This window comes from Ekhidna sp. (assembly GCF_040223195.1).
Lineage (GTDB): Bacteria > Bacteroidota > Bacteroidia > Cytophagales > Cyclobacteriaceae > Ekhidna.
Genome location: NZ_JAVKDX010000022.1, coordinates 48,023 through 74,310, shown reverse-complemented (window position 1 = coordinate 74,310; position 26,288 = coordinate 48,023). Strand labels below are relative to the sequence as shown.

Genomic DNA, 26,288 nt, shown 5'->3' with positions numbered 1-26,288 from the left:
GGTATTATGAAAATGGAAGATAAAGTAAGGCAGCATGATGAGTTAATGGGAGAGCTAATTCAAATGCATCAGGATTCATCCAAACGTCTTAGAATTATGGAGAATGTTCAGGCGATTGCCATACCTGTCTTACTTATTTTGGGAATTAGCGGTCTCGCAGCATTCCTCAAAGCCTTTGGCATATTTTAAAAATCACTGAGTGCATCCTCTGACTCTGCTGTCGGAGGTGCTTCCCGATAGATTTCAAATTCCACCCTGCGGTTTAGTTTTCGGTCAGCTTCGGTCACCTCATTTTCCACGATCGGGCGTGTATCGCCATATCCCTCAGCCTCCACTCGTTCCTGAATGATGCCAGCAAATATCACGATGTAATCACGAATGTTTTGAGCACGCTCTTTCGAAAGCTGCAGGTTTTTAGCGGGATCACCCATAGAATCCGTGTGACCGGAAATCCGCAGTTTAAAGTCAATGTTGTCATAGAGAAAATTAACCACCTTATTCAGGTCGGCATACATCTCCGTCTTTAGCTCTGCCTTTCCCACATCAAACTCAATGGACTCAAACTTCATTTTAGACGCCAGTGGCTCGGTCACTTTATTGAGCTCCATTGGTCCATCCAGATAAAAAACTTCTTCAATTCGGAAGAAATCATCTCCCTGCAGGATGAGTAGGTAGTTTCGCTGATTAATAAGCTCAAACTCAAAGGAGCCATCTGCCCTGAGAAATTTGGGTGCGACCTCATTTCCTTCATCGAGATCAATGATTGAAACAATTCCCTGAAAAGGTGCCCCTGTTAGTGAGTCGGTCAGTGTGCCCGTGACCGAAGTGGTAGCCTCAGGCTGAGCCTCCATCGGGAGTGGGAAAGAGTAGATATCCTGCTTATTCAGGTCACGCGTAGAAGATCGCGCGTAGAAAAGCAACTCAGATTCCGAGTCAATCGTGAAATAAAATTCACTTCCTCTCCCATTCACCAGTGGTCCAATGTTCTGCGGTTCCGTCCAATAGCCATCCACATTATAAGCTTTGTAAATATCAAATTCCCCAAAGTTGTAAAGCTGTCCTTGCGAGCTGAAGTAAAGAACCTCATGGACGGGGTGGTAAAATGGACTCACATCATTTTGCCTTGTATTGATCACAGGACCCATGTTTTTTGCTGCCCCCCATCTGCCTCTTTCATCTTTTACAGAATAGTAGATATCTGCCAGGCCAAATCCCCCCAATCGATCGGACGAAAAGAAGAGCGTGTCCCCAGAATGAGACAATGCTGGGTGCGAATCCCACGCCAGGCTGTTTACAGTCACCCCCAGATTTTCAGGTCTGGTCCAGGTACTATCCTCCTGCAAGGTGGCGATAAACAAGTCACAATCGCCGTAGGAGTCAGGAGATTCACAGCGGGAGAAAACAAGCGTTTTCCCATCGCCACTTAGACATGGGGAGCCTTCATTGTAGTGTGAATTAAGTTTTGGAATAGGCTTGGCTTTTGACCAGGTACCATACGGATCCTTTCTGCTATAGAATAAATCCTCATCTTCCCGGAAACGGATAGTCTCATCTACTTTTTTGCGCTTAGACGTGAACACCAGGATATCATTGTGAATATTCAGCGATGGGCCATAATCTGCACTTGAGCTATTGACCAGCATGCCCATATTTAGCAAAACTCCCCGTGGAGGTTGTAGCGTATCTATCAGCTTTCTGTGCTCTACAAGCTCATAGTAATAATCGATTGGCACAAATTGCTCAGCTGCCTGTCGGTTTAAAGAGTCATAATAGAGCTCTATTTCTTTGATGTTGATACCCTGGTAGTGGTGGCGAAGTACCATCCGGTACAGGGTCTTGGCTTCATCAGGATCGCCAAAAAGCTCCGTCATTTTTGCAAGTCTCCAAATAAGCTTTGTGTCTTTGTAAAAATTTCGAATCCCGAATCGGCTTACATAATCTTTCAACGCATCGTAAAGTTCCTCCCACTTTTCGCTCTTATCCAGCTCAATGATTCGCTCCAGTTTTTGGCGATCAAAATACTCCGGATATTTATTGACTCCTTTAAAATCGTAGGCATTGAAAACTACATCTTTCGGGATGGAATCGGTGATGAGTTGCACTTCTTTTCTACCCCTTTGAGCAGTGGCGCAAAGGCTAAAGAGAACTAGGAATAGTCCAATATGGCGATGAAAAATACGGCGCATGCTGTCGATTCGTCAGTAAAAATTAAAATTAGTTTAAAGTTAGCACTATTTGATGCATGCCGCTACTTTGGCATAGCGATTGACAATTATGTACCTTTCCCGAAATCGCGGGATGTGATCGATAGATATGACACATTGGCATTTATGAATGACATCAATTTGAAATCAATTTTTATACCGGAATTTGCAGAAGAGGATTCGGAGGAATTGATCCAGATAATCTCCCCGGAGGACAACCACATGGCGGAGAAGGACTTTCCGGAAAACCTGCCTATTCTTCCCATTCGAAATACGGTCCTTTTTCCAGGGGTGGTTTTGCCCATCACGGTTGGAAGGACCAAATCCATACGACTGGTCAAAAAAGCATATCGTGGAGATCGAATAATTGGAGTGATCGCCCAGAAAAACGTGAAGACCGAAGAGCCTCAGTTCAAAGACTTGTATGAATTTGGTACAATCGCCAAAATTCTGAAAATGATTGTGCTACCGGATGGCAATACCACCATCATCATTCAGGGGCAAAGCAGGTTCAAGGTGACCGATCAGGTACAGGAGGACCCGCACCATATCGTGAAATACGTAACTGTTCCAGACAAGTCGAATTCACTCCCCAAAAAAGAGCAGAAGGCCATTATTCAGTCATTGAAGGATACAGCAGGGAGGATCATGAGCCTGAGCCCTGAGATACCGAAGGAGGCCAGAGTAGCTGTGGATAATATTGAGAGCTTCAATTTCCTTACCCACTTCCTGTCTTCCAATGTGAATGCAGAGGTGGGCGACAAGCAATCCCTACTGGAGATGGACGATCCAAAGGCAAGGGGAGAGAAGCTGCTCCAGTTTATGCTCAAGGACCTCCAAATGCTGGAGCTGAAGCAGGAGATTCAGGAAAAAGTACACACAGATATTGACCAGCAGCAAAGGGACTATTTCCTTCGTCAGCAGATCAGAATCCTTCAGGATGAACTTGGACAGGATGGCCCGGATCAGGAAGTGGAGGCTTTGCGGAAACGTGGGGAAAGTAAAGACTGGCCGGAGGAGGTGAAAGAGCATTTTGACAAGGAGCTCGATAAAGTCTTGCGAATGAACCCTGCCGCAGCAGAGTTTCCGGTGGCCATGAGCTATGCAGAGCTGCTGGTTGATCTTCCATGGAATGAGGTGACGGAAGACAACTTCGATCTGAAAAATGCACGTAAGGTGCTTGATAGGGATCATTTTGGACTGGAAAAGGTCAAAGACCGAATCATTGAATACCTGGCGGTTAGGAAATTGAAGAAGGACTTAAAAGGACCGATCCTTTGTCTTTACGGCCCTCCGGGAGTTGGCAAAACCTCTCTGGGCAAGTCCATTGCCGATGCACTCAACAGAAAATATGTAAGGATGTCACTCGGTGGGGTTCATGATGAAGCCGAAATCAGAGGGCACAGAAAAACCTACATCGGGGCTATGCCTGGAAAAATCATCCAAAACCTTAATCGGGCCAAGTCGTCAAACCCTGTTTTCATTTTGGATGAGATTGATAAGGTAAGTTCGGATTTTCGTGGAGATCCATCCTCAGCTTTGCTGGAGGTCTTGGATCCTGAGCAAAACTCCACTTTTAAAGACAACTACCTGGAGGTGGATTATGACTTGTCCAAAGTACTTTTCATTGCCACGGCAAATTCTTTGGATACCATTCAGCCTGCTTTGCGAGACCGAATGGAAATCATTGACGTGAGCGGATATACCATGGAGGAGAAATTGGAGATCGCAAAAAAACACCTGATCCCAAAGCAGCGAAAGGAGCACGGGCTAAAAGCATCGGATATCACTTTCGATAAGTCAGCAATTGCCAAGGTGATCAACGACTATACAAGGGAATCAGGAGTGAGGAGCCTGGAACGTAAAATCGCCTCCGTGATCCGGTCAGTGGCCAAGTCTGTGGCGATGGAGGAGGAGTATGAATCCAAAATCACAGCCGATCTCGTGCGAGAAATCCTTGGTCCGGAGATTTTTGACAAGGACAACTATGAGGATAACTCAGTGCCAGGGGTGGTAACAGGCCTTGCTTGGACACCTTCCGGCGGAGACATCCTTTTTATTGAGTCTTCACTGAGCCGGGGAAAAGGTAAGCTCACTCTGTCCGGTCAGCTTGGAGATGTCATGAAAGAATCAGCAATAGCCGCTCTATCGTACCTAAGGTCTCATTCTGAAATGTTTGGCATTGACTATCGGGTTTTTGATAATTATGATCTGCATGTGCATGTGCCAGCCGGAGCGATACCTAAGGACGGCCCCTCTGCGGGCATAACTATGCTTACTTCGCTTGCCTCAGTTTTCACACAGCGAAAAGTGAAAAGGCAATTGGCAATGACAGGTGAGATCACCCTGAGGGGAAAAGTGCTTCCTGTAGGGGGTATAAAAGAGAAAATCCTGGCAGCCAGAAGGGCGGGCATCAAGGAGATCATTATGTGCAAACGAAATGAAAAGGATCTCGAGGAAATCAATGAGAAGTACCTGAAGGGGCTGAAGATTCACTTTGTGGAATATGTACCTGAAGTGCTGGAGATAGCGTTAACTAAGCAAAAAGCGAGTAACCCAATCGAATTTATCCTACCTGAAGTATCAAAGGATTGAAAATTTTAGCCTTCATAGCATTGATCATCCCATCGCTGGTTTGGTCTCAAATAGGTGGTCTTTCAGGGTATCAGTCATTAAACCTGACCACAAATCCGAGGGCAGCCGCTTTGGGGGGTACGACCATTTCACTTGCAGATGGTGATTTGTCCCAATTCTTTGAGAATCCTGCCACATTGGATTCAGTTGGAGTGAAAAATATTTTCTTCCATTTCAATCCATATTTTGCGGATGTATTCGTCTATTCCGGGGCTTATACATTCAATGTGGGGAAGGCGGGCACTTTTGCCACAGGTATCAATTATGTGAATTATGGTTCTTTTGATCTGACAGATGAGGCAGGAAACCAGCTGGGGACGTTTCAGTCGCAGGATTATACAATTGCGATCGGAAAAGCTCACCAATTGGGTCCCATCACACTCGGGGCTAATGTAAAATTGGCGCATTCCTCTATCGAAAGTTACGGTTCCACGGCGGTTTTGATGGACGTAGGAGGAGTTTTCAGGATCAATAAGAATTGGACGGTGGCCATGGTGTTTGAGAATATTGGGGTGCGAATTTCTGAGTTTTCGGATTTCTCATCACCCAATATCCCTTTCGATGTGAAGCTGGGAACCTCATTTAAGCCAGAATATATGCCGTTACGGTTTACAATGACTACCAATAATCTTGTGGATGAAAATTCAACGGATATTGAAGATGAAGCCGGAAGAGCAAGCCAGGGGATTGACAAAGTTTGGAAGCGGGTGAATCTTGGTGCGGAAGTATTGTTGAGTGATAACTTTCAACTGCTGATAGGGTATAACCATAAGCGGAAGCAAGAATTGAGGCTGGATGATATCGGTGGAGGTGCAGGGTTATCTTTTGGTGCCATGGTGCGTGTGAAGCGTATAGAGTTGCGGTTTTCGAGAGCGACCTTTCATGCTGCTGGTGGGAGTAGTTTCATCAGCTTACGGACAGATTTGAACGATTTTAAGAAGATTTTATGAGTGAAATAAAGAACGATTTGACCCCTCGACAGATAGTTGCAGAGCTGGACAAGTACATCATTGGCCAAAAAGATGCAAAGAGGAATGTGGCGATTGCTTTGAGAAATCGCTGGCGGAGGATGAATGTGAAAGAGGAAATTCAGGGAGAGATTGTGCCAAATAATATCCTGCTGATTGGGTCAACCGGGGTGGGCAAGACGGAGATAGCCAGAAGACTGGCAAAAATTGCTGATGCTCCTTTCACGAAGGTGGAAGCATCCAAATTCACAGAAGTTGGCTATGTGGGACGAGATGTGGAGAGCATGGTTAGGGATTTGGTGGATCAGTCTGTAAATATGGTCAAAGTAGCCAAGAAGGAAGAAGTGAAGGAGAAGGCTGCTGAGGTGGTGGAGGGGATCATTCTTGATGCGCTGATTCCGCCATTGAAAGGAACACCAAATTCATTTGCGACAAAGATTGGTAGCGATGAGCCTGAAAATGAGGTTGAGCTGAATGAACAAACCCGGGTGCGTTTCAGGGAGAAAATTCGAAACGGGGAGTTGGATGATCGAAAGATAGAAATAGACGTCACTGCAAACCCTTCAGGAAATGTAGGCATGATCGGTGGGGCATGGATGAGGCCTCCATGATCAATATTCAGGAGATGATTGGCAACATGATGCCAAAAAAGAAAAAGAAGCGAAAGGTGACTATAGCCGAAGCTAGGAAAATCCTCCTGGAGGAAGAAGCATCAAAGATGATAGACATGGATGAGGTGAAGGAAGAGGCGATCTTCAAGGCTGAAAATACCGGGATCATTTTCATTGATGAGATTGACAAAATTGCAAGCGGAGGCTCTTCATCAGGCAAGGGGCCTGATGTATCGCGTGATGGGGTACAGCGGGATCTATTGCCGATCGTAGAAGGCAGTGCGGTCAACACCAAGTATGGCATTATCAATACAGATCATATTCTCTTCGTGGCAGCAGGAGCATTTCATTTCAGCAAACCTTCTGACCTTATCCCTGAGCTACAGGGTCGCTTCCCCATTCGTGTAGAGCTGGATAATCTGACAAAAGAAGATTTTCTTAGGATTCTCACAGAGCCAAAAAATGCACTGACCAAACAATATGAAGCCTTGGTAGCCGCAGAAGAAGTAAACTTAACTTTTCAGAGCGAAGCGCTGGAGGAAATTGCCGAAATGGCTTTTCAGATAAACGAAGAAGTAGAAAACATTGGGGCCAGGAGGCTGCATACAGTGATGAGCAAGTTGCTCAATGAAATCTTGTTTGATATTCCGGATACCATCGGTCCAAATGCACAGATTGTGATAGATAAGGCACTGGTTCAGGACAAGTTGAGTGGTCTGGTGAAGGACAAAGATTTGAGCAGGTATATCCTCTAAATTTCCTTGGGGAAATAGAAAAAGGCCAGCATGCCTTTCCCAAACGTCACGTCCTTCCAGTATTTCACATTGAAATTAATGCCCACAACCCCGCATGTGGGCACATTATCGAAATTAAGGTTGGCAAGGGCGTTGGCAGCACTTGTAAATCCCGGATTATGACCAAAAACCGCAAGGCGGTCACAGTTTGGCGCATTTTTGACAATCTCCAATATTTCCGAAGCACCTGCATGGTATAGTCCGCTGTGCAGCCGGATATTTCCCTCATCTATGTCTAGCTGATCACAAATATGTAGTGCGGTATAAAAAGCCCTGCTTGCCGTGCTGGAAATGAAAACCTCCGGTTTGGATTGGTTTTCAAGTAAGTGCTGCCCCATCTTTACTACATCTTTTCGCCCACGCTTGCCTAGCGGACGATCATGGTCATTCAGGTCAAACGCCCATGAAGATTTCCCATGACGAATGAGATAAAGTGTTTTCATCTTAGAGTAAATAAAATCAAATCGAACCTAATCTGATTGTTTATTACTTTTAATAAAAAAGGAAAATGAACTATTGGCTAATAAAAAGTGAACCAAACACCTATTCATGGGATGATTTGGTAATGAAAGAACGTGACCATTGGGATGGGGTGAGAAATTTCAAAGCAAGGAATAACATCAAACAAATGAAGGTCGGGGATTTGTGCCTGTTTTACCACAGTGTGAATGAGAAGGCCGTTGTAGGGATAGCTGAGGTCGTAAAAGAATACTACAGGGATCCCACCACGGAGGATCACCGGTGGTACGTAATGGATGTGGTGCCTGTGAGAAAACTGAAAAAACCCGTGACCCTTGCAGAAGTAAAAGAAGACGAGCGGTTGAGTGATATGCAGCTGGTGCGGTATTCCAGGCTGTCTGTTCAATCTGTGCAAAAGGAGGAATTTGACATCATTTTGGAAATGAGTGAACGATAGGGAGTTGAATGCCGTAGTTGTTTATAATGAGATGAAAAAAATCCTAATCATATTGTTGTTCATGCCACTTGTGGTTTTTTCTCAGAAAAAGAAAGATAGGGACACGAGTGCAGTCATAATTCAGCCAAATAGAATTGAGTTTGAGAAGTATCGGGAAGCCTCGGATTTTTATGTGGTGCCAGGGGGTGAAGATGGAATTTTGGTAGTGGAGGACACGGAGGAATCAGTAAAAGGAGGAGGTTATCATTGGAAACTTCAAATGGTTGATACTTCTCTTCAGGTAGTTTGGTCTCAGAATGTGGTCGTTCCGGTAGATGGTTCTCTTCTAGGCTATGAGTACTTTGAGGGAAAATTTTATCTGCTCTTTAGCAAAAGCAGATATAGGATTGAAGATTTAATTGTTTATCAACTGAATTCATCAAATACAGATTATATAAAGTATGAAATCACTACCGTTTTTCCGATTGAAATCACCCATTTTGAATCTGTTGGGGAGACCTTACTGATCGCCGGATACGCCAATTTCAGGCCTGTACTCATTACATTTAATATCAATGAGCGGAAGCCACGAGTGGTTCCCGGCTTCTATGACAATAAAAATGACATACTGGATTTAGTAGTTGACGATGAGTCCAAATTTTTCACAGTGATCCTCTCGGAGCGAATGCGAAATAAGAAATTTACTGTGAGGGTAAAAACATTTAGTGATAATGGGGATATCATTCAGGATAACCTAATCAACCCTGGTGAGCGAAGGAGTATTTTAGATGCTGCCAGCACCACTTTCGCAGGTGGTCTTCAATACTTAGCGGGCACCCATTCAAAAAAATCCCTTCAGTACAGCCAGGGATTTTATTTAAGTAAATTCATAAATGGTCAGCAGCAGTTCAATAAGTATTACCCATTTGCAGATTTGAATAATTTTTTTGGTCACCTAAAGCCGAAAAGAGAGGAAAGAATCATGAGCAGGATCGAAAGAAAGAGAGAAAAAGGGAAGACCAAGAAATTTAGCTATAGATTGTTGGTGCATGAGATTTTAGAGCGGGATGGGGAATACATAATGATTGCTGAGGCATATTACCCCCGATACAATCACTCAAACAATTCTGGATACGGTGGGTTTGGGACAAATACAGGATTCGGTAGAAGTAATCCTTTTTTCCTTGGATACAAATACACCCATGCGGTGGTGTTAGCTTTTGATCCCAACTGTAATATCCTTTGGGATCAGACTTTCAAGATTGAAGACATTCAAAGCTACTCTTTGGAAAAGAACGTAGTTGTGAGTGCTTCCGGTGATAAAGTGGTATTAATGTATTTGAAAGAAAATGAAATAAGATCGAAAGTGGTTGAAGGCAATGAGATAATTGAAGGCAAAACTTTTAATCCTATAAAGCTTTCATTTGAAGCAGATGAAGTAAAATCAAAAGATCCCGAAATTGAGGGGCTAAAGAGATGGTACGATGATACATTATTTGCCTATGGAGAGCAATCCATTAAAAACGAAAATGGTGTGGCAGGGAAGACAACCCGTAAGGTTTTCTACATCAATAAAATTCAATACAATCTGGATAGGCAGCCAAATTAACTTCTATCTCATTACTTTTGCAGGAACTGATACTCATGCAAAAGCGCCTGCTTTTCGATAGCCCTCTACTCAAAGTCACGATCAGTCGGTTGTGTCAGCAACTCATTGAAGTTCACGAAGATTTTTCTCAAACAGTAATTGTGGGGATGCAGCCACGTGGAATATTCGTGGCAGAACGGATAAAGGATGAGCTGGAGAAGCTAATAAAAAAGGACATACATCTGGGTTATCTAGATACCACATTTCATAGGGATGACTTCAGGAGGCGTGATGAACCAATCACACCAAGTCAAACAAAAATCCCTTTCCTGATCGAAAATAAAAATGTTATCCTAGTGGATGATGTCCTTTTTACAGGAAGAACTGTTCGTGCCGCGCTTGACGCAATGAACACATTTGGCAGGCCGGCAAAGGTGGAACTACTGGTTTTGATAGATCGTCTTTACAGTCGTCACATTCCTGTGGAGGCAAATTATGTGGGCAGAAAAGTAAACACGATCCAATCGCAAAAAGTATTGGTGGAATTGGATGAGAAGCAAAAGGAAGATCATATTTGGTTAATCACTAAAGAAGAATGAGTCAACTGAAAACCAAACATCTCTTAGGTATCAAAAACCTCGACAGAGAGGATATAGAACTCATTTTTCAAACTGCCGCCAATTTCAAAGAAGTCATCAACCGCCCGATCAAAAAGGTGCCATCCCTGCGGGATGTCACGGTTGCAAATGTGTTTTTCGAAAACTCCACTCGAACAAAACTGTCCTTTGAGCTGGCCGAAAAGAGATTGTCTGCCGATGTGATCAATTTCTCTGCTTCTGGCAGTTCAGTCAAGAAAGGCGAAACATTGCTTGATACGGTCAATAACATCCTCGCCATGAAGGTGGATATGGTGGTGATGAGACATTCAAGTCCTGGTGCACCGCATTTTCTGGCCAGGCATATTAATGCCAATATCATAAATGCAGGGGATGGCACCCACGAGCACCCGACTCAGGCATTGCTGGATGCATTTTCAATCCAAGAAAGATGTGGTGGAGTAGAAGGAAAAAAGGTGGTGATAATAGGAGACATACTGCACTCCAGAGTGGCCCTATCCAATATTTTTGCACTACAAACATTGGGTGCTGAGGTAATGGTGTGCGGGCCAGCCACATTGCTTCCTAAGCATGTAGCAGAGCTGGGGGTGAAGGTAGAAACCAATGTGAGAAAAGCACTGGAATGGTGCGATATAGCCAACATTCTTCGAATTCAGCTCGAACGCCAGCAAATGAAATACTTTCCTTCACTAAGGGAATATGCACAGTACTTTGGAGTAAATAAGCAACTCCTTGATTCGCTCAATAAAGAAATCACTATTATGCACCCGGGCCCAATCAACCGGGGAGTCGAGATCACCAGTGATGTCGCAGATTCGGATCACTCCATCATCCTTCAACAGGTGGAAAATGGAGTGGCCGTGCGAATGGCAGTGCTTTATCTCTTAGCTGGTGTAGCTTAGTTACCTTCCGGTGTAATTGTACGGCGTAATCACCCTTAACTCCTTTTTTATTGCTTCGGTTACATTTAATCCATCGATGAAGGATTGAATAGACTTCTCAGTAATTGCTTCATTCGTTCGGGTAAGTGTCTTCAGTGCTTCATAGGGTTTTGGATAGCCCTCCCTTCGCAAAATGGTTTGGATAGCCTCGGCTACTACTGCCCAGTTTTCCTCCAAATCTTTCTTGATCGCATTTTCGTTCGCATTGATTTTTGACAATCCCTTTTCAAGTGAAAGGAGCGCAATATATGAGTGAGCGATGGGTACTCCGATGTTTCTCAGCACCGTAGAGTCAGTCAGATCGCGCTGCAATCTGGAAATAGGAAGCTTGGCACTCAGGTGCTCAAACAAAGCATTTGCAATCCCCAGATTTCCTTCCGCATTTTCAAAATCAATCGGATTTACCTTATGTGGCATGGCTGATGAGCCTACCTCATTTTTGGAGATTGTTTGAGTAAAATAGCCCATGGAGATATATTGCCACACATCTCTGCTAAAGTCTGTCAGGATGGTATTGATCCTTTTCAATCCATCAAAAAGGGCAGCCAGGTGATCATAGTGTTCAATCTGAGTGGTGGGATGGCTTCTTTTCAATCCCAATTTTTCAGACACAAATTTATCCCCGAATGAATGCCAATCCTTATCAGGATATGCCACAGTGTGCGCATTGAAATTTCCAGTAGCCCCACCAAATTTGGCTGCAAATGGGACTTGTTTCAAGAGATCCAACTGCTCTCTCAAGCGAACCACAAAGACATTTATTTCTTTGCCAAGTCTTGTAGGCGATGCTGGCTGACCATGAGTTTTTGCAAGCATCGGAATATCGACCCACCGTTCAGCTTTTGATTTCAATTCTAAAATCAATTCCTCAATTTTTGGGAGCACGGATTCTGTCAGCGCATCCTTAAGCGAGAGCGGGATGGATGTGTTGTTGATATCCTGAGAGGTGAGTCCGAAATGAATAAATTCCTTAAACTCCGAAAGCCCAAGGGTATCAAATTTTTCTTTGAGGAAATACTCAACCGCTTTTACATCATGGTTTGTAGTCTTCTCAATCTCCTTTATTGCCTCGGCATCTGCCAGTGAAAAATCCTGATAGATTTTTTTCAGAGCGTCATTTTTCTTTGGGTCATAATTTTTAAGTTGAGGAATTTCACTTTCATACAACGAGATGAAATAGAGCACCTCTACTTTTACCCGGTATTGAATAAGCGCCTTCTCAGAAAAATAGTCAGCGAGTTTGGTGACTTTACTTCTATATCTACCGTCGATCGGCGAGATGCCTTCTAAAGGATTAAAATTCATGCGAATAGATTTATTTCTCAAGTCACGCCTGCTGACCCTGATTTTCAGAGCCGATTTCATGAATCTGTGACAGATAAAACCGAACACAAAAGTACCGCATCGTGTTTACTTGCCGAAGCTAAAGCGCAAGGTAAGTTCACCTGCAGACTGTGTTTACTTGCTTGACCTCATCTGGGGAATTATCTTTGCGCCCTTAAAATTGACAACATGGCATTTTCACTATTCAAAAAGAAGAAAAACAAGAAGGATGACAGGTATCAAACCCTCACCATCAAGGAGGTGGTAAAAGTGGCAAAAGATGCCGTTAATCTCGTTTTTGAAAAGCCAGAGTCTTTCAGCTATGAGCCCGGTCAGTTTATCACCTTGATCAAGAAGGTAGAAGGAAAAAAGATCCGAAGGGCCTACTCATTGTGCACCACACCTTTCGAGGATGAGCATCCGGCAGTTACGGTGAAGCGTGTGGAAGGAGGAGCAATGTCTAACGATCTCAATGACAATGCTAAAGCGGGTGATCAGATACAGATCATGGAGCCAATGGGCATGTTTACCACTCAATACGATTCTTCAAATCAGCGCCATGCAGTCTTCTTTGGAGGAGGTAGTGGGATTACGCCACTGATGTCCATTATCAGGTCGATCTTACTGAAGGAGCCAAATAGCAAAGCCACTCTTGTTTATGGAAACAGGAGCGAAGAGTATGTCATATTCAAGGAATTGATCGCTGATCTTGAGGAGAAATATATGGATCGTTTTAAGGTGATTCAAATATTAGAAAATGGAGTAGCTGACTATACTGGCCGACCTACGGCAGAAATGATTGGCAACATATGCGATGCTGTGTCGGTAGATGGGGAGACTGAATTTTACATTTGCGGCCCACAGCCTATGATGGATGTGGTTGCTGATGGCCTCACGAAAAAAGGAGTTGATCAGACCAATATCCGTATGGAGAGCTTTGAAGCAGGGAAAACATCTCCTAAAGACATCATTGGGGCCGATGCTGATTCTGAAAGTGAAGTGACTATCCTGTTGGATGGTGAAGAGTATTCCATCACTGTAAAGAAAAATGCATCCATCCTTGATACGGCGCTGAACAACGATCTTGATATGCCTTATTCGTGCCAAAGTGGACTTTGCACAGCGTGCCGTGGAAAGTGCGTGGAGGGTCAAATAAGCATAGATGAAGCTGAGGGACTTTCGCAGGACGAGCTGGACGAAGGATACGTACTTACCTGTGTTGGCAAGCCGTTATCTGATCGTATACGGGTAGAGATTGGCTAGGCCTTTTGGAAAATCAGGCTGAATGTAGTGCCTTCGCCCGGCTTGCTGTGGCATTCGATTTCCCCACCCATTGCATTGATAAATTTATAGGCGATGGACAATCCCAGACCTGTAGACCGCTCTTGTTCTGTTGGTTTTGAACTAAGTGTGGTAAATGCTTTAAACAGGCTTTTTTGCTCTTCGTCACTTATTCCCGGACCTTGGTCTTTCACTTTGATTTCATGGTGACTGTTTTCGGAAACCAGTGACACCTCAATCTTTTTACCCCGATCTGAAAATTTGATGGCGTTGGAAAGGAGGTTGTCGATCACCTGCACCAGATAGTTTGGATCCACATTCGAGAAGAGTTCCTGGGACTTATCTATGTTATCGATAATTTCAATTTCTTTCTGAGAGGCGATGATATCAAAATTGTGAATGGACTCATAGGTAAGCGCTGAGAGGTTGGTTTTTTCAAGTTTCAGATTCACCTTCATGTTCTCAATGGCACTGATATCCAGCACACGGTCAATCATGTTCCGCATTCGCTCAGAGGAGATTTCCAAAAGCTCTACATATTTTTTCAGGTTTTCATCCTTACTTTTTTTCGTCACATCCTGAAAAAGTGGCATCAGTCCAATGATCATGTTCAGAGGATTTCGAAGGTCATGCGCCACGATACCCATGAGTTTGTTCTTCTCATCATTGAGCCATCTCAGTTTTCTATTTCTACCTTTCAGCACGTAATAGAAGCGTGCCATAGTGCCCGCAAGCAGAATGAACAACACCAGCGCTAAGAGTATCAGCCTGTTTTGGTTGGTCTGTGCCTGTATCTCGTCTGCAAACTTCTGCTCGGATTCAAGTCGCTCTTGCTCCATTTTTGCTACCTGTTTTCTAAACTCATACTCAGCTGCCAGCTGGGTAGCTTTTTCGATGTTGTTTTGATTATTGATGGAATCGGTCAGCGATTGGTATTTTTCCAAATAGTGCATGGCCATCGCATCGTTGCGATATTTCTTATGCAGCTCATATAGCGCCTGAAGTGCCTCCTTGGTTTCCAATTGAAGCTTGGAATCCACGCCAATTTTCAAGGCTTTCATCAAAGCTTCTTCAGCCTGTTTCGGTTTTTTCTGTTTGCCGTATAGCTGCCCCAAATCTTTATAAACCGTAGAGATTACAACTGCTTCTTCACATTTTATGGATGTAGCAAGGGCTTGATCCAGAAAATATTCTGCAGAATCAAGTTTCTTTTGAGCCAATAAAATTGAACCCATACCCTCCAGTGGATAGCTTTCGAAGCATGGATAAGAATCAGATAAGTCAATCGCCAGGGCACTTTTCAGAAGACTGATTGATTTCGTAGTATCACCATTTTTTAGATGGATATAGGATAAATTATTGAGCAGGGTCGCCTCATTGGCTTCCATGTTGTGTATTCGTGACTTCTCTAGCGCATTGCTATAGTACTCCATCGCTTGTTTGGGGTTATTCATATTGTCGTAGATCACCCCGATATTATTATTGATCAGAATTTCCCCCTCAATGTCCTCAGCCTGAATAGCAAGGTCCCGTGCTTTTAGGTAGTTGTCCAGGGCTTCAGAAAACAATCCCTTTTGGTCATAAATTATCCCAATCTGATTGTGAGCCTGACTTACCTGTTTAGTCAGTCCGCCCTTTTCGTAGGCCTCCTTCGCACTGATAGCCCACTTGAGTGCTTCCACATTCCTGCCACGAATGTTATGGATATTAGCCAGGGCATAGGCCGCATTTCCATATTCGGGGAGTACCTCATGTTCCTTCCCTAATTCATATGCCTGGATGTAATGCTGAATGGCCGTATCGAGCAACTTCTCAATCTCATAAGTTACCCCGACAATGTAGTAGGCATTTACAGCATGCTTGTATAGCTCATTTTCAAGGTATCTTTTAGTTCCTTTTTTCATCAGGTCAGCTGCGGAATCAAGATCGGTAGAGGCGTAGAAAATCCCTAGAATAAGCTCTGACCGACTCTTATGCTTTACCGATTCTACGTTTCTGCCAAGCTCATAGGCCTGCGCAGCATAGCCAATACGCTCTGATTTTTGGGTATGAGCTTCATAGGCCATATCTATCAATATGGATATTTTGGCTGTATCGGATTCGGCTTGTTCTAGCTCAATTTTCAAACTATCGAGCTTTGAATTCTGAGCAAACGTGCCAAGGCCTGATAGAAGCGCAATGAAAGTGAGTAGGTGATTGAAACTCTTCATATATGTAAAAGCCGGCATTTCAAATATAATCTTTTGACAATCTGGAATGAAATGAACCGCCCAGCACTTTTTGGTTTGATGGTGTGAAATATGGATTTACTTTGGTGACATTAAATGAAATACTATGAAGATACTATCCAGCATCATATCCCTGATGCCGTTTTTCCTCTTGGCACAAATTCAAAGTCCTGGCGAATATTTAGGTTATGAATTAGGCGAAAAGTTTACCCGACATCATCAGGTCGTTGATTATTTCACCTATTTATCCGGGAAATCGGAAAAAGTAACCCTTCAGGGCTATGGAAAAACTTATGAAAACCGCCCGCTCATGTTGGCTTTTGTTTCGTCGGAGCAAAATCTGGCAAAACTTGAAACCATCAGAATGGACAATTTGAGAAGGGCAGGGGTAGAAGAAGGGAACCCTACCACAAACGTTCCAATCGTGTGGCTCAGCTATAATGTTCACGGAAATGAGTCTTCCTCCACAGAAGCAGCTATGGCTACCATTTATGAGCTGGTTAGGGAAGGTTCTGATAAGGCTTCATGGCTGGAAAATACGATCGTTGTAATCGATCCATGTATTAATCCTGATGGAAGGGATCGATATGTGAATTTTTTCTGGCAGTATGGTAGCCAGCCCTATAATCCTGATCCGAATGCCCTGGAGCACAACGAACCATGGCCGGGAGGGCGAGCTAATCACTATTTGTTTGACCTCAACAGGGATTGGGCATGGCAGACTCAGATCGAATCAAAAAGCCGGATCAAAGTATATAATCAATGGCTACCTCAGGTACATGTTGATTTTCATGAACAGTTTATCAATGATCCCTACTATTTCGCCCCGGCAGCACAGCCATTCCACGAACTGATCACCCAGTTTCAAAGGGATTTTCAGACAGAGATCGGTAAGAACCACGCAAAGTATTTTGATGAGAACAACTGGTTTTATTTTACTAAACAATTCTTTGACCTTCTATATCCGAGCTATGGTGATACCTACCCAACTTATAATGGAGCAATTGGCATGACTTACGAGCAGGCAGGCCATGGTAGGGCAGGACTTGGGATCATTAAGCAGGAAGGTGATACGTTGACATTGAAAGATCGAATTGCGCATCACTACACTACCGGATTATCAACGATCGAGATTGCTTCTAAAAACTCCAGTCGATTGCTGGAGAACTTTGAGAAGTTTTTCGGAGACAATGCCAGTTTGAAATACAAAACATTTGTATTGAAGTATGATGGGAATGATGATAAGTTCAATGCATTGAAATCCTGGCTGGATGTTCAGGGGATTGAGTACGGGCAAGCTAGTGGAAGAGGCCTAAAGGGCTATGATTATAAGTCAGGCAGCTCTGCTACGTTTTCAATAAGCACAAGTGATCTGGTAATAAGCACCAGCCAGCCAAAAGCCACATTGGCTCATATCCTTTTTGAGCCAAAAACCAAGCTGGTGGATTCTGTTACTTATGATATTACTGCCTGGGGAGTACCCTATGCCTATGGGATTCAGGCCTATGCCATGGAGCAAACCTTGGCGGTGAGTAATCAGCAGAAAGTAGCACCGAAGGACATGACACCACCTGAAAAAGCTTATGCCTTTATCAGCAAGTGGAATAGCATGGACGATGCACGCTTCCTGGCGGCCCTTTTGAGGGAGGATGTAAAGGTTCGTTTTACCCAAAAGCCGATGACCCACAAGGGCGAGACCTTTGATCGGGGGAGCATTATCATCTCTAAGAGGGACAACAAATCAGTAAGTGATTTTGAAGCTACCATCACCAACCTGGCAAACAAGTATAGTAGGAACCTTAGTGTAGTGCAGACGGGCTTTATGGATGCTGGTCCGGATATTGGATCTTCTGATGTGCGGTATCTCAAGAAGCCAAAAATTGCCCTTTTGGGACATGAGGGCACATCTTCTCTAGCATTTGGTGCTACCTGGCACTTTATGGAGCAGGAACTTGAATATCCGGTGAACGTATTGAGCACCGATTATTTCTCACGTGTTGATCTCGCGGAGTATGATGTCCTGATTATGCCAAGTGGATGGTATGGAAATTTTGGTGAGGGTGAAATGAAGAAGATCATGGAGTGGGTATCTGCTGGTGGTAGGCTGATCGCCGTGGAGGGTGCGCTGAACAAGCTTAAGGATAGCGATTACTCCTCACTCTCCGAATTTGTAGATGAGGAGGCCAAGAAGATCGCCGAGGATAGCAATAAAGAACGCAAAGAGGCAGCTAGACTTGTTGCGTTTGAGGATCAGGAGCGTGAGTTCATCAAGGGGTATGCGCCGGGAGCGATCTATAAGGTGAAAATGGATAAAACGCACCCATTGGCTTTTGGCTATGGCGATACCTATTACACGCTTAAGACAAGCTCAGATAAAGTGGCTTATCTGAATGGGAATAATGTGGGAATAGTAGTGAGCAAAGAGGATATCCTAAGCGGATTTGCCGGGCAGTATGCCAAAGAGGACATGGCAGAGACGCTAGTGCTGGGTGTAGAAAGCAAGGGGAGAGGACATATTGTACACATTGTGGATGACCCGCTGTTTCGCTCATTTTGGCAAAATGGAAAACTGCTGATGGTAAATGCGATGTTTTTTGTGGGGCAGTAGATTATAGATAGTAGAAAGTGAAAAGTAGAAAGTTGATAGCTTTTGACTTAGCACTTTCTACTTTTCACTTTCCCCTTTTTTCAACCTACCGTCCTCCTTTAGTGCTTTATGAATGATCCATTCGATCTGGCCGTTGGTGGAGCGAAATTCGTCTGCTGCCCATTTTTCCAGGGCCTTCATGGTGTCTTCATTTAGTCTAAGCGCAAAGGGTTTTTTCTTAGCCATCTATTCCCCAATTTTCCTTCAATCTCCGCAGGGCGTGCTCCATAGCTTCGGGTTTTTGTGTCCCAATCAGCAATTTCTTGCCATCAGATAGGACAAGTTGCAAGCCATAGTCACCAGCTACATTCAATGCCTTTCCCTTGCCCAGTCGAATTCGGTAGCCCCATCCGCCATATTCCCAAATGGGCTGGTATTTTCTTACATATATCTCCTTTACATCTTCCTTCGAAATCGATCTTTCGCTACGCACGAACGGTGGAAACCGGTAATAAATACGATCCTGGTCGATGGAAGTATGTAGCCTGGAAGAAAACAGAAGAAGCACTACTCCACCCGCTACCACAATGGTAATTATCAAGGCAACTACCCCTTCACTATTTGGATTGCGGATGTATCCAAGTATCACACCACCTAGAGAGAGCGCCATGATGCTCAGCACCAAATACCACATCCAGGTATTGACAAAGCTTTGCTCTTCTTTGAACAGGATTTTACCTTTCATACTAGTGATTTAATGTTCCCGAATTTACCACAGGTGATACGTCCTTGTCCGCGCAAAGTACCACCATCAGGTTGCTCACCATCGCCGCTCGCTTGTCTTCATCCAGATCAATTACCTCTTTCTCTTTGAGCTGGTCCAAAGCCATTTCTACCATGCTCACGGCACCCTCTACAATTTTGTGCCTGGCCGCAACGATGGCAGTAGCCTGCTGCCTTCTAAGCATGGCGCTGGCAATTTCCTGAGCATAGGCCAGGTATCCAATTCTGGCCTCCAGAATCTCTATTCCTGCAATTGCGAGTCGTTCATCCAGTTCTTTCTCCAGGTTTTCATTCACTTCTTTGATGCCCGATCTAAGTGTTACCTCAGCTTGCTCATCATCAAAATTATCATACGGATAAGTGCCTGCGAGCTTGCGTACGGCAGCATCGGTCTGCACCCGCACAAAATTTTCATAATCATCCACTTCAAAAGCCGCAGCAAATGTGTCTTTCACCCTCCAGACCAATATCACCGAGATCATGATCGGGTTGCCAATGCTATCGTTCACTTTGATTCTCTCACTGTCGAAGTTTCTGGCTCTGAGACTTATTTTCTTTTTGGTATAAAAAGGATTGACCCAAAAGAACCCATTCTTGCGCACGGTACCTATGTATTTGCCAAAAAGCACAAGAACCCTTGAGCCATTGGGATTGACATAGAAAAAACCGGGTATCATCAAAGCCCAGGCCAGGATTAGGCCAGACCAAATGGGATGTTTTGTTACGGCAATCATGGCGATGAATGTGACCAGTAAGGCCACATTGATCAACAATCCAACATATCCGGATAGTGGTGTATGGGTTTTTTCATGTGTTTGCATAGTCGTATGATTTAGCGTTTTTTAATGAATTTGATTACCGAATCCATTAAGCCTTGGCTCAAAGGAAGATCGGGATTATTGTAAGTAGCAAGGTTTGCCGCAGTATCCTCTATTGGACTGTCTTTTAAGACATGGTTCATGCCTTCAATAATAAACAACTCCGATTGGCGACTGGCCTCATGGAGGCTTTGTGCCTGATCTACATCTACCTGAAGGTCGGTAGTGCCATTGATAATCAGGACAGGGATATCGAGTTTTTTTATTTGCTCTATAGGTGAGTAAGCAATGTATGACTTTAAAAAGGGCTGAGTATTTGGCCCGAATAATGAGACCAACAGGAGATTAAACTTTTTGACCTCAAATCCGGCTTTGATGGAATCAATATTCACTTTGGCATCCTCGGCTAGCGCAGGGGATTGAGCTTTCATTTGTCGCACAATTGTTTCACCCGCATCATCAGCCAGTCCGGCCAATGAGACAAAGCCTTTGACATTGGGATTTCCTTGAGCAGCCATCATCCCTACCAGTGATCCCTGGCTATGCCCCACAACAATCAGCCTTTTGTACCCGGCTTCATTAAGGAAGTAGAGCCAGTTTCTTGCATCCTCTACCAGATGTTCAAAGCGATGATCTGACGGATTTTCCACTGCTTCTTTGCTGGCGGCAATGCCTCGTTTATCATATCTAAGTACAGCAAATCCGGCGGAGGCCAGCTGTTCAGCGACCATTTTTAGGGAGTTATTGGTAAAGCCTAACGTACTATTGCCATCTCTATCCGTGGGGCCGGAACCAGAGATCATCAGAATGGCAACTTTTGCCTTTTTATCTGGTTCTGAGAGTGTCCCTTTTATTTCACCGATTTCTACTTCTCGTTCAGAAAATTCCTGGCTGAGAGCGCATGAAAAAAGCATCAGGCAGATAATGAATAGTGTATGTTTCATTGTGAGGAAATTTTATGATATTAAAATGATATCATTGTAATATACGACAATATTTTAGAAATGGTTATCATTCATTTATTGTCTTCTTTTGTTAGATGGCGCAATCAGACTTCAACTGGAAAGACTATCATCACCAGATTTATCAGATATATCATGGAATGATTGCGCTGACGCTGGTGCCTTTTGCCTTACTTTTTTTGGAGTGGGATTCGAGCGTTGAAAGAGTGGAGGTATCTTATTCGAGCCCACATTTTATCCTAATTGCGCAGCTCATTTGGGTCGTTGGATTTGGGTGTTGGTATGTTTGGAGAGGAGAGAAAGTGCGGTACATTTTGGACGAGGAAATGACCTTGCTGCAAAAGCTGAAGGAGTTTAAGCAAAAGAACATTTACAAGTATCTCATTTTGGCGCTGGCGGGATTTACTTCTGCGTTGGCTATGTGGTTGCAGCCTTCTTTCATTTTTGTGATTGCCTATTTTGCTGTGCTAATTCAATATTCATTTTTGCGTCCTTCTGAGGACAAGATTGTTCGGGATATGCGGTTGACTAAAGCTGATCGGAAAAAGCTTCACGAGATGACATAATAAAAGCACCGCCAAGGCGGTGCTGAGATTTATTGATTCTTAATGCAATTAAAGTGTGATTCCGAACGTGATCGCATTTAAGCCTGCGTTTTGACCATCGGCATTGAGCGGGCCCCTGTTTGGAGAGAACACCTCGTTCAGGTCATATGTCGCGAAAAGCTCTACACCTTTCCAACCTACTTGCGCTCTTAGTCCGTAGCGGAAGTTTTCGAGGAAGAAATTGTCCTTTTCTTTATCCTTATCCCTTTTTCCGCCATTCTCTTTAAACACCAGCTTGGTGTGGCTGCCAATTCTGTATCCTGCATATCCTCCCACTCCAAATCTGAAGCCTTTTCTTGAGTACTTTTTAATTCGGAAACCCCCTGACTCTATGCTGGTGATTTTTCTTCTGCCTCTGGAAAAATCAAACATAGGTACCACCGTAGCATTAATGTATGAGGCAGTTAGTTTGCTTTTTTGTCCGCTTATGTTGGCGGGCAATGCGTTGAATTCTATTCTTTCAGAGCCTTCCTGGATCACATAATCAGCATCTTCCAATTTCCAGTTGTACCAGCTGATTCCCATGCCCCATTCCAAAAATAGCGGCCCACCAACCCAGGTCCTGTTTGTGCTGTTCAACCCCACATACCACGAGCCAAACGGTTTTACTGAGTAAGGGGCATTATTAGCATCAGGAAATTCACCATCTTCCAGCCAGTTATTCAAGCCTATGTCTATATTGAAATGATGGGTGGTGCGATCAACCCGCTCGGCTTCATAAGTCACCTTTTTTCGCTCGCTCCAGTCGTCTTCATCCCAGTCGTCTACCTTGTCAGGATCCACGTCTACTTCCACACCACCTAGTTTTATCCTGATTTCATCATCGTTGATTTTCCAGTCTTTCAATTCCACCTCATCGTCTTCATTGACATAGGCTTTTCCATCTTTTATTTCCATGTACTCTACACTGTCAGTCAGCTGTGCGTTGAGGTCGCGGATCATTTGATTGATATCATAGTTTTCCAAAGTGGCCAGATCTTCTTTGCTTTTTGTCACTATGACGATTTTGCTGTTATTGTTCAATTCAATGATTACAGTATCCTGATCCAACTTTGGGTCATTGTTGGCAAAAGATGCCACTGGAAGCATGCACGCCAGCAATGCCATGGTCACTAATGATTTCATGTCGCTGTATATTTTCAGTTGATTTTTCATGTGTCTTGTGTTTATAATGAGTTTCTGTCCTTTTTGCTTTTAAATCCACTATTTATAAAATTGTCTTTTGCTGTTTTGATGTCAGCCAACATATCTCCTGGGTCTATCTTTTCCGCAAAAGCGATGAATTTCTTGAGCACTCCTGTAGAGTCAGCTTTTTGTGCTTCTTCAGGCTTATTATCGTCTGATGAGGCTATGTATGTAATCTTCACTGTTCTGAATTCAGGTTTTTTTACTTCCTCGATGACTTCTTTCGGTATCTCAGGAGATTCCATATCTACTTCAGCCACCATCGTTTTCTCTTGCAAATCCTCCATCACTGGGTGTTCCTCCATTTTCCCTTTCCCTTCCTCCAAATTGGTTGAAGCAAACTGTGCCTGAGGGGTGGTTTTGCGTGGAGTTTTAATAGATTTTGGTGCTATTCCTTCCTTAATTTTCTCTTTCTCAATTTCAGGTAAAACAAACTCCGGAGTTTGCTCTGGAGACGGATAGCTCACCTCCGAAGCTATAGGTTTGAAGCTTTCGCTAACATCCTCTTTGGGCCATACCGTCCATGACAGGAGGATAATGGAAACCGAAGCAGCTACCCAGTAGATCACCGGTGTTTTCTGCGGACGTATCTGCTTTTCCACTTTTGACCAGGAGCTGGCCGATGGTGTCACCTCCAGGTGGTCAAGTTTCTCTCTAAATAGCCGATCAATGTTTTGTCGATCCATTTGTAATCTTATTTTCTAGTTCTTTTTCTATCTCTACCAGTCTGGTCTGCAACCATTTTCTGGCTCTGCTCAGCTGAGATTTAGAAGTGTTTTCGCTGATGTCCAGCTGCTTCGCAATCTCTGCATGACTATATCCCTCTATTGCGTAGAGGTTAAAAACGGTCCTGTACCCGACAGGTAGTTCTTCGATCATCTTCAAAAGATCCGCCTGATCCAGTGCATCTTCCATCACACTCAGGTTGGGGCTGTCAGAAGCTGTATCTATGTCCATTTCCAGAGACATGTTTTTATTCTTTCTGATGTACATCAGGCAATCATTTACAATGATCCTGCGCACCCAGCCTTCAAAGCTTCCTTCGCTTTTAAATTGATCCAATTTTTCAAAAACTTTTACAATGCCCCCGATCATCACATGCTCTGCTTCTTCACGGTCTTTGATGTATCTCAGGCATACCCCCAACATTTTGGGAGCCAGTCTATCATATAATCCTCGCTGCGCTGAAGCCCGGCCTTTACGGCAACCCTCCAGTAGTTCCTGCTCGGTTAGTGACTTGTTGATTCGCAGCATGGTTTTGACCTTCATGGGGTAGATGCGGGATAAGTGCGGATGGTTGCGTGAAGGTGAAATTATTTAAAACAAAAAAAGCCGACAAAATGTCGACTTCTTGATTTTTTATTATTTGCTAGTTTCTACTCGCTTTCATGATGTGCATGATGGTGGTGAAATCTATTCTGCCTCTTTAGTAAAAACTGCCACATACTTCGCCACATGTCATCAAATGCATAATGAATAATGTTTTTGAAATTGAGCCAGTTGTCTCTCTTCTTTTCCATGATATACACTTTAGCTGATTGGTAATCAAATGTACATTTTTTAACGGGAAAAAAGTATTTGAGGTTTTTAAGTTTAAAATAACCCTGAATTGTGAAATCACAATCTTGGAATAGTTCTAAAATCAATGAAAAGAATTCATAAAAAAAGAGGGGTCAGAAATGAATCCGATACCCCTCTATTAAGTATGAAGAGGATTACAAGATTAGATTTCCCGTCATCTGCAGAATTGTAAAAAAGGCTGAAACAGCTAAACTGTAAAAAAGAAGATTTTTCCGGCCAATTGGGGTTGTTAGCTTTATCACTTGTTTTAAAATCAAATAGTTGAAGTGAATTGGATAATGATAGCGCTTGGTCTTACTGTGATTGGGATAACCCTTATTTGGTTTGCAAAGTATCGTCCGAAACATCAGAAAGAAAATAGGGGCGGTGCTGATGAATCCGAGCTGCGCGACGCTTACAATAAGACTATTGATCTAATTACCAAGGAGAAGTACTATTTAAATAAGAGTGTAAAGCTCACTGACCTGGCGAACGAGCTCACTTATAATGAGCGCATAGTCTCAAGAGCAATAAATCGGTTTAGCAACGGAAATTTCAATAAGTTCATCAACTCTTTTCGAATTGAGCATTCAAAGGAACTTCTAACCGGAGGGAAGTTTGACCACTATACAATTGAGGCAATAGCCGAGGAATGTGGCTTCTCAAACAAGGTTTCTTTCTACAATGCTTTCAAAAGTGAAACCGGAATGTCCCCTACACAATTTCGGGCACTAAAACAGTCCAAATAGGTAATACCCTATCATTTTTTTGGCGGTTAGTAAATAAGCACGATCCTTTATATAAAGAATCGCGATTGTTTACATATGTGACTGATTTTCAGTAAGTACCAGTGGGTTCTGATACGTTTTGGTTGAAACTAATTATCACCAAAATGTACACACAAGAAATCGAAATAAAGGAGGAGCTAACCATTGTTGATCAGATCGTCTTCATGGATGGAACGATGGAAGATGGAGAGTCAACCCTTATCCCGGACAATAAATCCGAAATAATCATACCTCTCTCAGGGGATATATCTTTTAAGTTAATTGGAAGCTTCAGAAAGCTCAATTTATGTGAGGGACAGGCATACTTTTTAATGCCGAGAGGGAGGGGCGCAGAGATTGATCTAGAAGGTTCAGAATGCCTTATTTTAAAAATAAACCCCCTTTACGCCAGACGGATATCCCAAAAGCTAAGGGAAGTTTCGAATGGAGTGTACAGGCTCGATTTGGAGCCTCTGGCGTTTCACGAATTGAAAAGCTTAGGTAGGTGTAGCGATATTTATGGAACCAGTGAAATAATTGAAAGGGCTTGCAATGAAGATTTTCTTGAATACAATACGACTATTCTGGATTCTATTGAAATGATCAAAAATTCCTCCGGCACTATTTCGGTGAAGGATATTTACACCGCATTAAACATCAGTAAGTCTAAGCTGGAGCAGCATTTTAATAAAGAACTGGGGCTGACACCTAAGGAATTTTGCAAAATTGAGAAGCTCAATTTTTTCATTAATACTTATCTAAACGAAGAAGATAAGAGCCTAACTGAGCTCACCTACCTGAGTGGCTATTATGATCAGTCCCATTTGATCAAGGATTTTAATTACTTTCTGGATGCCAGTCCGAAGAGGTTTTTCAATACTATTCATCAGTCCGTTAAGCGAGCCGTTAAGCGAGTATATAGTACTATTTAGAATTG

24 protein-coding genes and 1 pseudogene are annotated in these 26,288 nt (G+C 43.4%); 13 read left to right on the top strand and 12 right to left on the bottom strand.

Translation table 11 applies throughout. The features are described from left to right. Positions 1 to 6: 6 nt before the first annotated feature. Positions 7 to 189 (top strand): hypothetical protein, encoded by a 183-nt coding sequence (locus RLN88_RS13930; RefSeq protein WP_350222023.1) that lies wholly within the window; start codon positions 7 to 9, stop codon positions 187 to 189. On the opposite strand, the gene RLN88_RS13925 is transcribed toward RLN88_RS13930, so the two are convergent. Beyond that, positions 186 to 2,186 carry an OmpA family protein gene (locus tag RLN88_RS13925; RefSeq protein ID WP_350222022.1) on the bottom strand — a complete coding sequence of 667 codons (2,001 nt, stop codon included), beginning with the start codon at positions 2,184 to 2,186 and terminating at the stop codon, positions 186 to 188. The two genes, RLN88_RS13930 and RLN88_RS13925, sit on opposite strands and share 4 nt — an antisense overlap. Before the next feature lie 144 nt (positions 2,187 to 2,330). On the opposite strand from RLN88_RS13925, the gene lon reads away from it, so the two are divergent. The 3 genes and pseudogenes from lon (at position 2,331) to hslU (ending at position 7,172) form a co-directional block, all read left to right on the top strand. Continuing rightward, the gene (gene lon, locus RLN88_RS13920; RefSeq protein ID WP_350222511.1) at positions 2,331 to 4,799 is read left to right on the top strand and encodes an endopeptidase La; all 2,469 of its coding nucleotides are present in this window, start codon (positions 2,331 to 2,333) and stop codon (positions 4,797 to 4,799) included. Continuing rightward, positions 4,796 to 5,788, top strand: a complete 993-nt coding sequence (gene porQ / locus RLN88_RS13915) for a type IX secretion system protein PorQ (protein WP_350222021.1) — start codon at positions 4,796 to 4,798, stop codon at positions 5,786 to 5,788. Before lon ends, porQ begins: the two co-directional genes overlap by 4 nt. Then, positions 5,785 to 7,172: pseudogene (hslU, locus tag RLN88_RS13910) on the top strand (ATP-dependent protease ATPase subunit HslU). Before porQ ends, hslU begins: the two are co-directional and overlap by 4 nt. Here the strand turns inward: hslU and RLN88_RS13905 are convergent. Then, positions 7,169 to 7,654, bottom strand: a complete 486-nt coding sequence (locus RLN88_RS13905) for a SixA phosphatase family protein (RefSeq protein ID WP_350222020.1) — start codon at positions 7,652 to 7,654, stop codon at positions 7,169 to 7,171. The pseudogene hslU and the gene RLN88_RS13905 sit on opposite strands and share 4 nt — an antisense overlap. A gap of 65 nt (positions 7,655 to 7,719) precedes the next feature. On the opposite strand from RLN88_RS13905, the gene RLN88_RS13900 reads away from it, so the two are divergent. Genes RLN88_RS13900 through RLN88_RS13885 form a run of 4 tightly spaced genes read left to right on the top strand, consistent with a single transcriptional unit; the run spans position 7,720 to position 11,213 of the window. Then, on the top strand, positions 7,720 to 8,127 hold the full coding sequence (locus tag RLN88_RS13900; protein WP_350222019.1) for an EVE domain-containing protein: 408 nt from the start codon (positions 7,720 to 7,722) through the stop codon (positions 8,125 to 8,127). 31 nt (positions 8,128 to 8,158) lie between these two features. Then, positions 8,159 to 9,715 (top strand): hypothetical protein, encoded by a 1,557-nt coding sequence (locus tag RLN88_RS13895; protein WP_350222018.1) that lies wholly within the window; start codon positions 8,159 to 8,161, stop codon positions 9,713 to 9,715. 35 nt (positions 9,716 to 9,750) lie between these two features. Continuing rightward, on the top strand, positions 9,751 to 10,293 hold the full coding sequence (gene pyrR, locus RLN88_RS13890) for a bifunctional pyr operon transcriptional regulator/uracil phosphoribosyltransferase PyrR (RefSeq protein WP_350222017.1): 543 nt from the start codon (positions 9,751 to 9,753) through the stop codon (positions 10,291 to 10,293). Beyond that, the gene (locus RLN88_RS13885) at positions 10,290 to 11,213 is read left to right on the top strand and encodes an aspartate carbamoyltransferase catalytic subunit (protein WP_350222016.1); all 924 of its coding nucleotides are present in this window, start codon (positions 10,290 to 10,292) and stop codon (positions 11,211 to 11,213) included. Before pyrR ends, RLN88_RS13885 begins: the two co-directional genes overlap by 4 nt. Here the strand turns inward: RLN88_RS13885 and purB are convergent, their stop codons facing one another. Next, on the bottom strand, positions 11,214 to 12,557 hold the full coding sequence (purB, locus tag RLN88_RS13880) for an adenylosuccinate lyase (protein ID WP_350222015.1): 1,344 nt from the start codon (positions 12,555 to 12,557) through the stop codon (positions 11,214 to 11,216). Between the two features lie 207 nt (positions 12,558 to 12,764). Here purB and RLN88_RS13875 point away from each other — a divergent pair, with 207 nt between their 5' ends. Then, positions 12,765 to 13,838 carry a 2Fe-2S iron-sulfur cluster-binding protein gene (locus RLN88_RS13875; RefSeq protein ID WP_350222014.1) on the top strand — a complete coding sequence of 358 codons (1,074 nt, stop codon included), beginning with the start codon at positions 12,765 to 12,767 and terminating at the stop codon, positions 13,836 to 13,838. Here the strand turns inward: RLN88_RS13875 and RLN88_RS13870 are convergent. Then, positions 13,835 to 16,066, bottom strand: coding sequence for a tetratricopeptide repeat-containing sensor histidine kinase (locus tag RLN88_RS13870; protein WP_350222013.1), 2,232 nt, complete (start codon positions 16,064 to 16,066; stop codon positions 13,835 to 13,837). The genes RLN88_RS13875 and RLN88_RS13870 overlap by 4 nt on opposite strands. A 124-nt stretch (positions 16,067 to 16,190) precedes the next feature. Between RLN88_RS13870 and RLN88_RS13865 the strand changes: the two genes are divergently transcribed. Continuing rightward, the gene (locus RLN88_RS13865) at positions 16,191 to 18,692 is read left to right on the top strand and encodes a M14 family metallopeptidase (RefSeq protein ID WP_350222012.1); all 2,502 of its coding nucleotides are present in this window, start codon (positions 16,191 to 16,193) and stop codon (positions 18,690 to 18,692) included. A gap of 57 nt (positions 18,693 to 18,749) precedes the next feature. On the opposite strand, the gene RLN88_RS13860 is transcribed toward RLN88_RS13865, so the two are convergent. The 4 genes from RLN88_RS13860 to RLN88_RS13845 are packed head-to-tail and all read right to left on the bottom strand — an operon-like array spanning position 18,750 to position 21,216. Beyond that, positions 18,750 to 18,917 carry a type II toxin-antitoxin system antitoxin gene (locus RLN88_RS13860; protein ID WP_350222011.1) on the bottom strand — a complete coding sequence of 56 codons (168 nt, stop codon included), beginning with the start codon at positions 18,915 to 18,917 and terminating at the stop codon, positions 18,750 to 18,752. Beyond that, on the bottom strand, positions 18,910 to 19,416 hold the full coding sequence (locus RLN88_RS13855; RefSeq protein WP_350222010.1) for a hypothetical protein: 507 nt from the start codon (positions 19,414 to 19,416) through the stop codon (positions 18,910 to 18,912). The genes RLN88_RS13860 and RLN88_RS13855 overlap by 8 nt, the downstream gene beginning before the upstream one ends. Before the next feature lies 1 nt (position 19,417). Further along, a complete protein-coding gene (locus RLN88_RS13850; RefSeq protein WP_350222009.1) occupies positions 19,418 to 20,275 on the bottom strand; it encodes an SPFH domain-containing protein in 858 nt (285 codons plus the stop codon). Positions 20,276 to 20,286: 11 nt separating this feature from the next. Further along, positions 20,287 to 21,216 carry an alpha/beta hydrolase gene (locus RLN88_RS13845; RefSeq protein WP_350222008.1) on the bottom strand — a complete coding sequence of 310 codons (930 nt, stop codon included), beginning with the start codon at positions 21,214 to 21,216 and terminating at the stop codon, positions 20,287 to 20,289. 95 nt (positions 21,217 to 21,311) lie between these two features. Between RLN88_RS13845 and RLN88_RS13840 the strand changes: the two genes are divergently transcribed. Beyond that, positions 21,312 to 21,800, top strand: a complete 489-nt coding sequence (locus RLN88_RS13840; protein ID WP_350222007.1) for a hypothetical protein — start codon at positions 21,312 to 21,314, stop codon at positions 21,798 to 21,800. Between the two features lie 48 nt (positions 21,801 to 21,848). Here the strand turns inward: RLN88_RS13840 and RLN88_RS13835 are convergent, their stop codons facing one another. The 4 genes from RLN88_RS13835 to RLN88_RS13820 all read right to left on the bottom strand — a co-directional run bounded on the left by RLN88_RS13835 (position 21,849) and on the right by RLN88_RS13820 (position 24,544). Next, positions 21,849 to 22,994, bottom strand: a complete 1,146-nt coding sequence (locus tag RLN88_RS13835) for a hypothetical protein (RefSeq protein ID WP_350222006.1) — start codon at positions 22,992 to 22,994, stop codon at positions 21,849 to 21,851. An 11-nt stretch (positions 22,995 to 23,005) separates the two neighbouring features. Further along, on the bottom strand, positions 23,006 to 23,710 hold the full coding sequence (locus RLN88_RS13830; protein ID WP_350222005.1) for a hypothetical protein: 705 nt from the start codon (positions 23,708 to 23,710) through the stop codon (positions 23,006 to 23,008). Further along, entirely contained in the window at positions 23,691 to 24,293 is a 603-nt protein-coding gene (locus RLN88_RS13825) for an RNA polymerase sigma factor (protein ID WP_350222004.1), read from the bottom strand. The genes RLN88_RS13830 and RLN88_RS13825 overlap by 20 nt, the downstream gene beginning before the upstream one ends. A gap of 107 nt (positions 24,294 to 24,400) precedes the next feature. Next, complete coding sequence (locus tag RLN88_RS13820; protein ID WP_350222003.1) at positions 24,401 to 24,544, bottom strand: hypothetical protein; 144 nt, start codon at positions 24,542 to 24,544, stop codon at positions 24,401 to 24,403. A 327-nt stretch (positions 24,545 to 24,871) separates the two neighbouring features. On the opposite strand from RLN88_RS13820, the gene RLN88_RS13815 reads away from it, so the two are divergent. Next, positions 24,872 to 25,333 carry a helix-turn-helix domain-containing protein gene (locus RLN88_RS13815; protein ID WP_350222002.1) on the top strand — a complete coding sequence of 154 codons (462 nt, stop codon included), beginning with the start codon at positions 24,872 to 24,874 and terminating at the stop codon, positions 25,331 to 25,333. 143 nt (positions 25,334 to 25,476) lie between these two features. Then, a complete protein-coding gene (locus tag RLN88_RS13810; RefSeq protein WP_350222001.1) occupies positions 25,477 to 26,283 on the top strand; it encodes a helix-turn-helix domain-containing protein in 807 nt (268 codons plus the stop codon). The last annotated feature ends 5 nt before the right edge of the window (positions 26,284 to 26,288 follow it).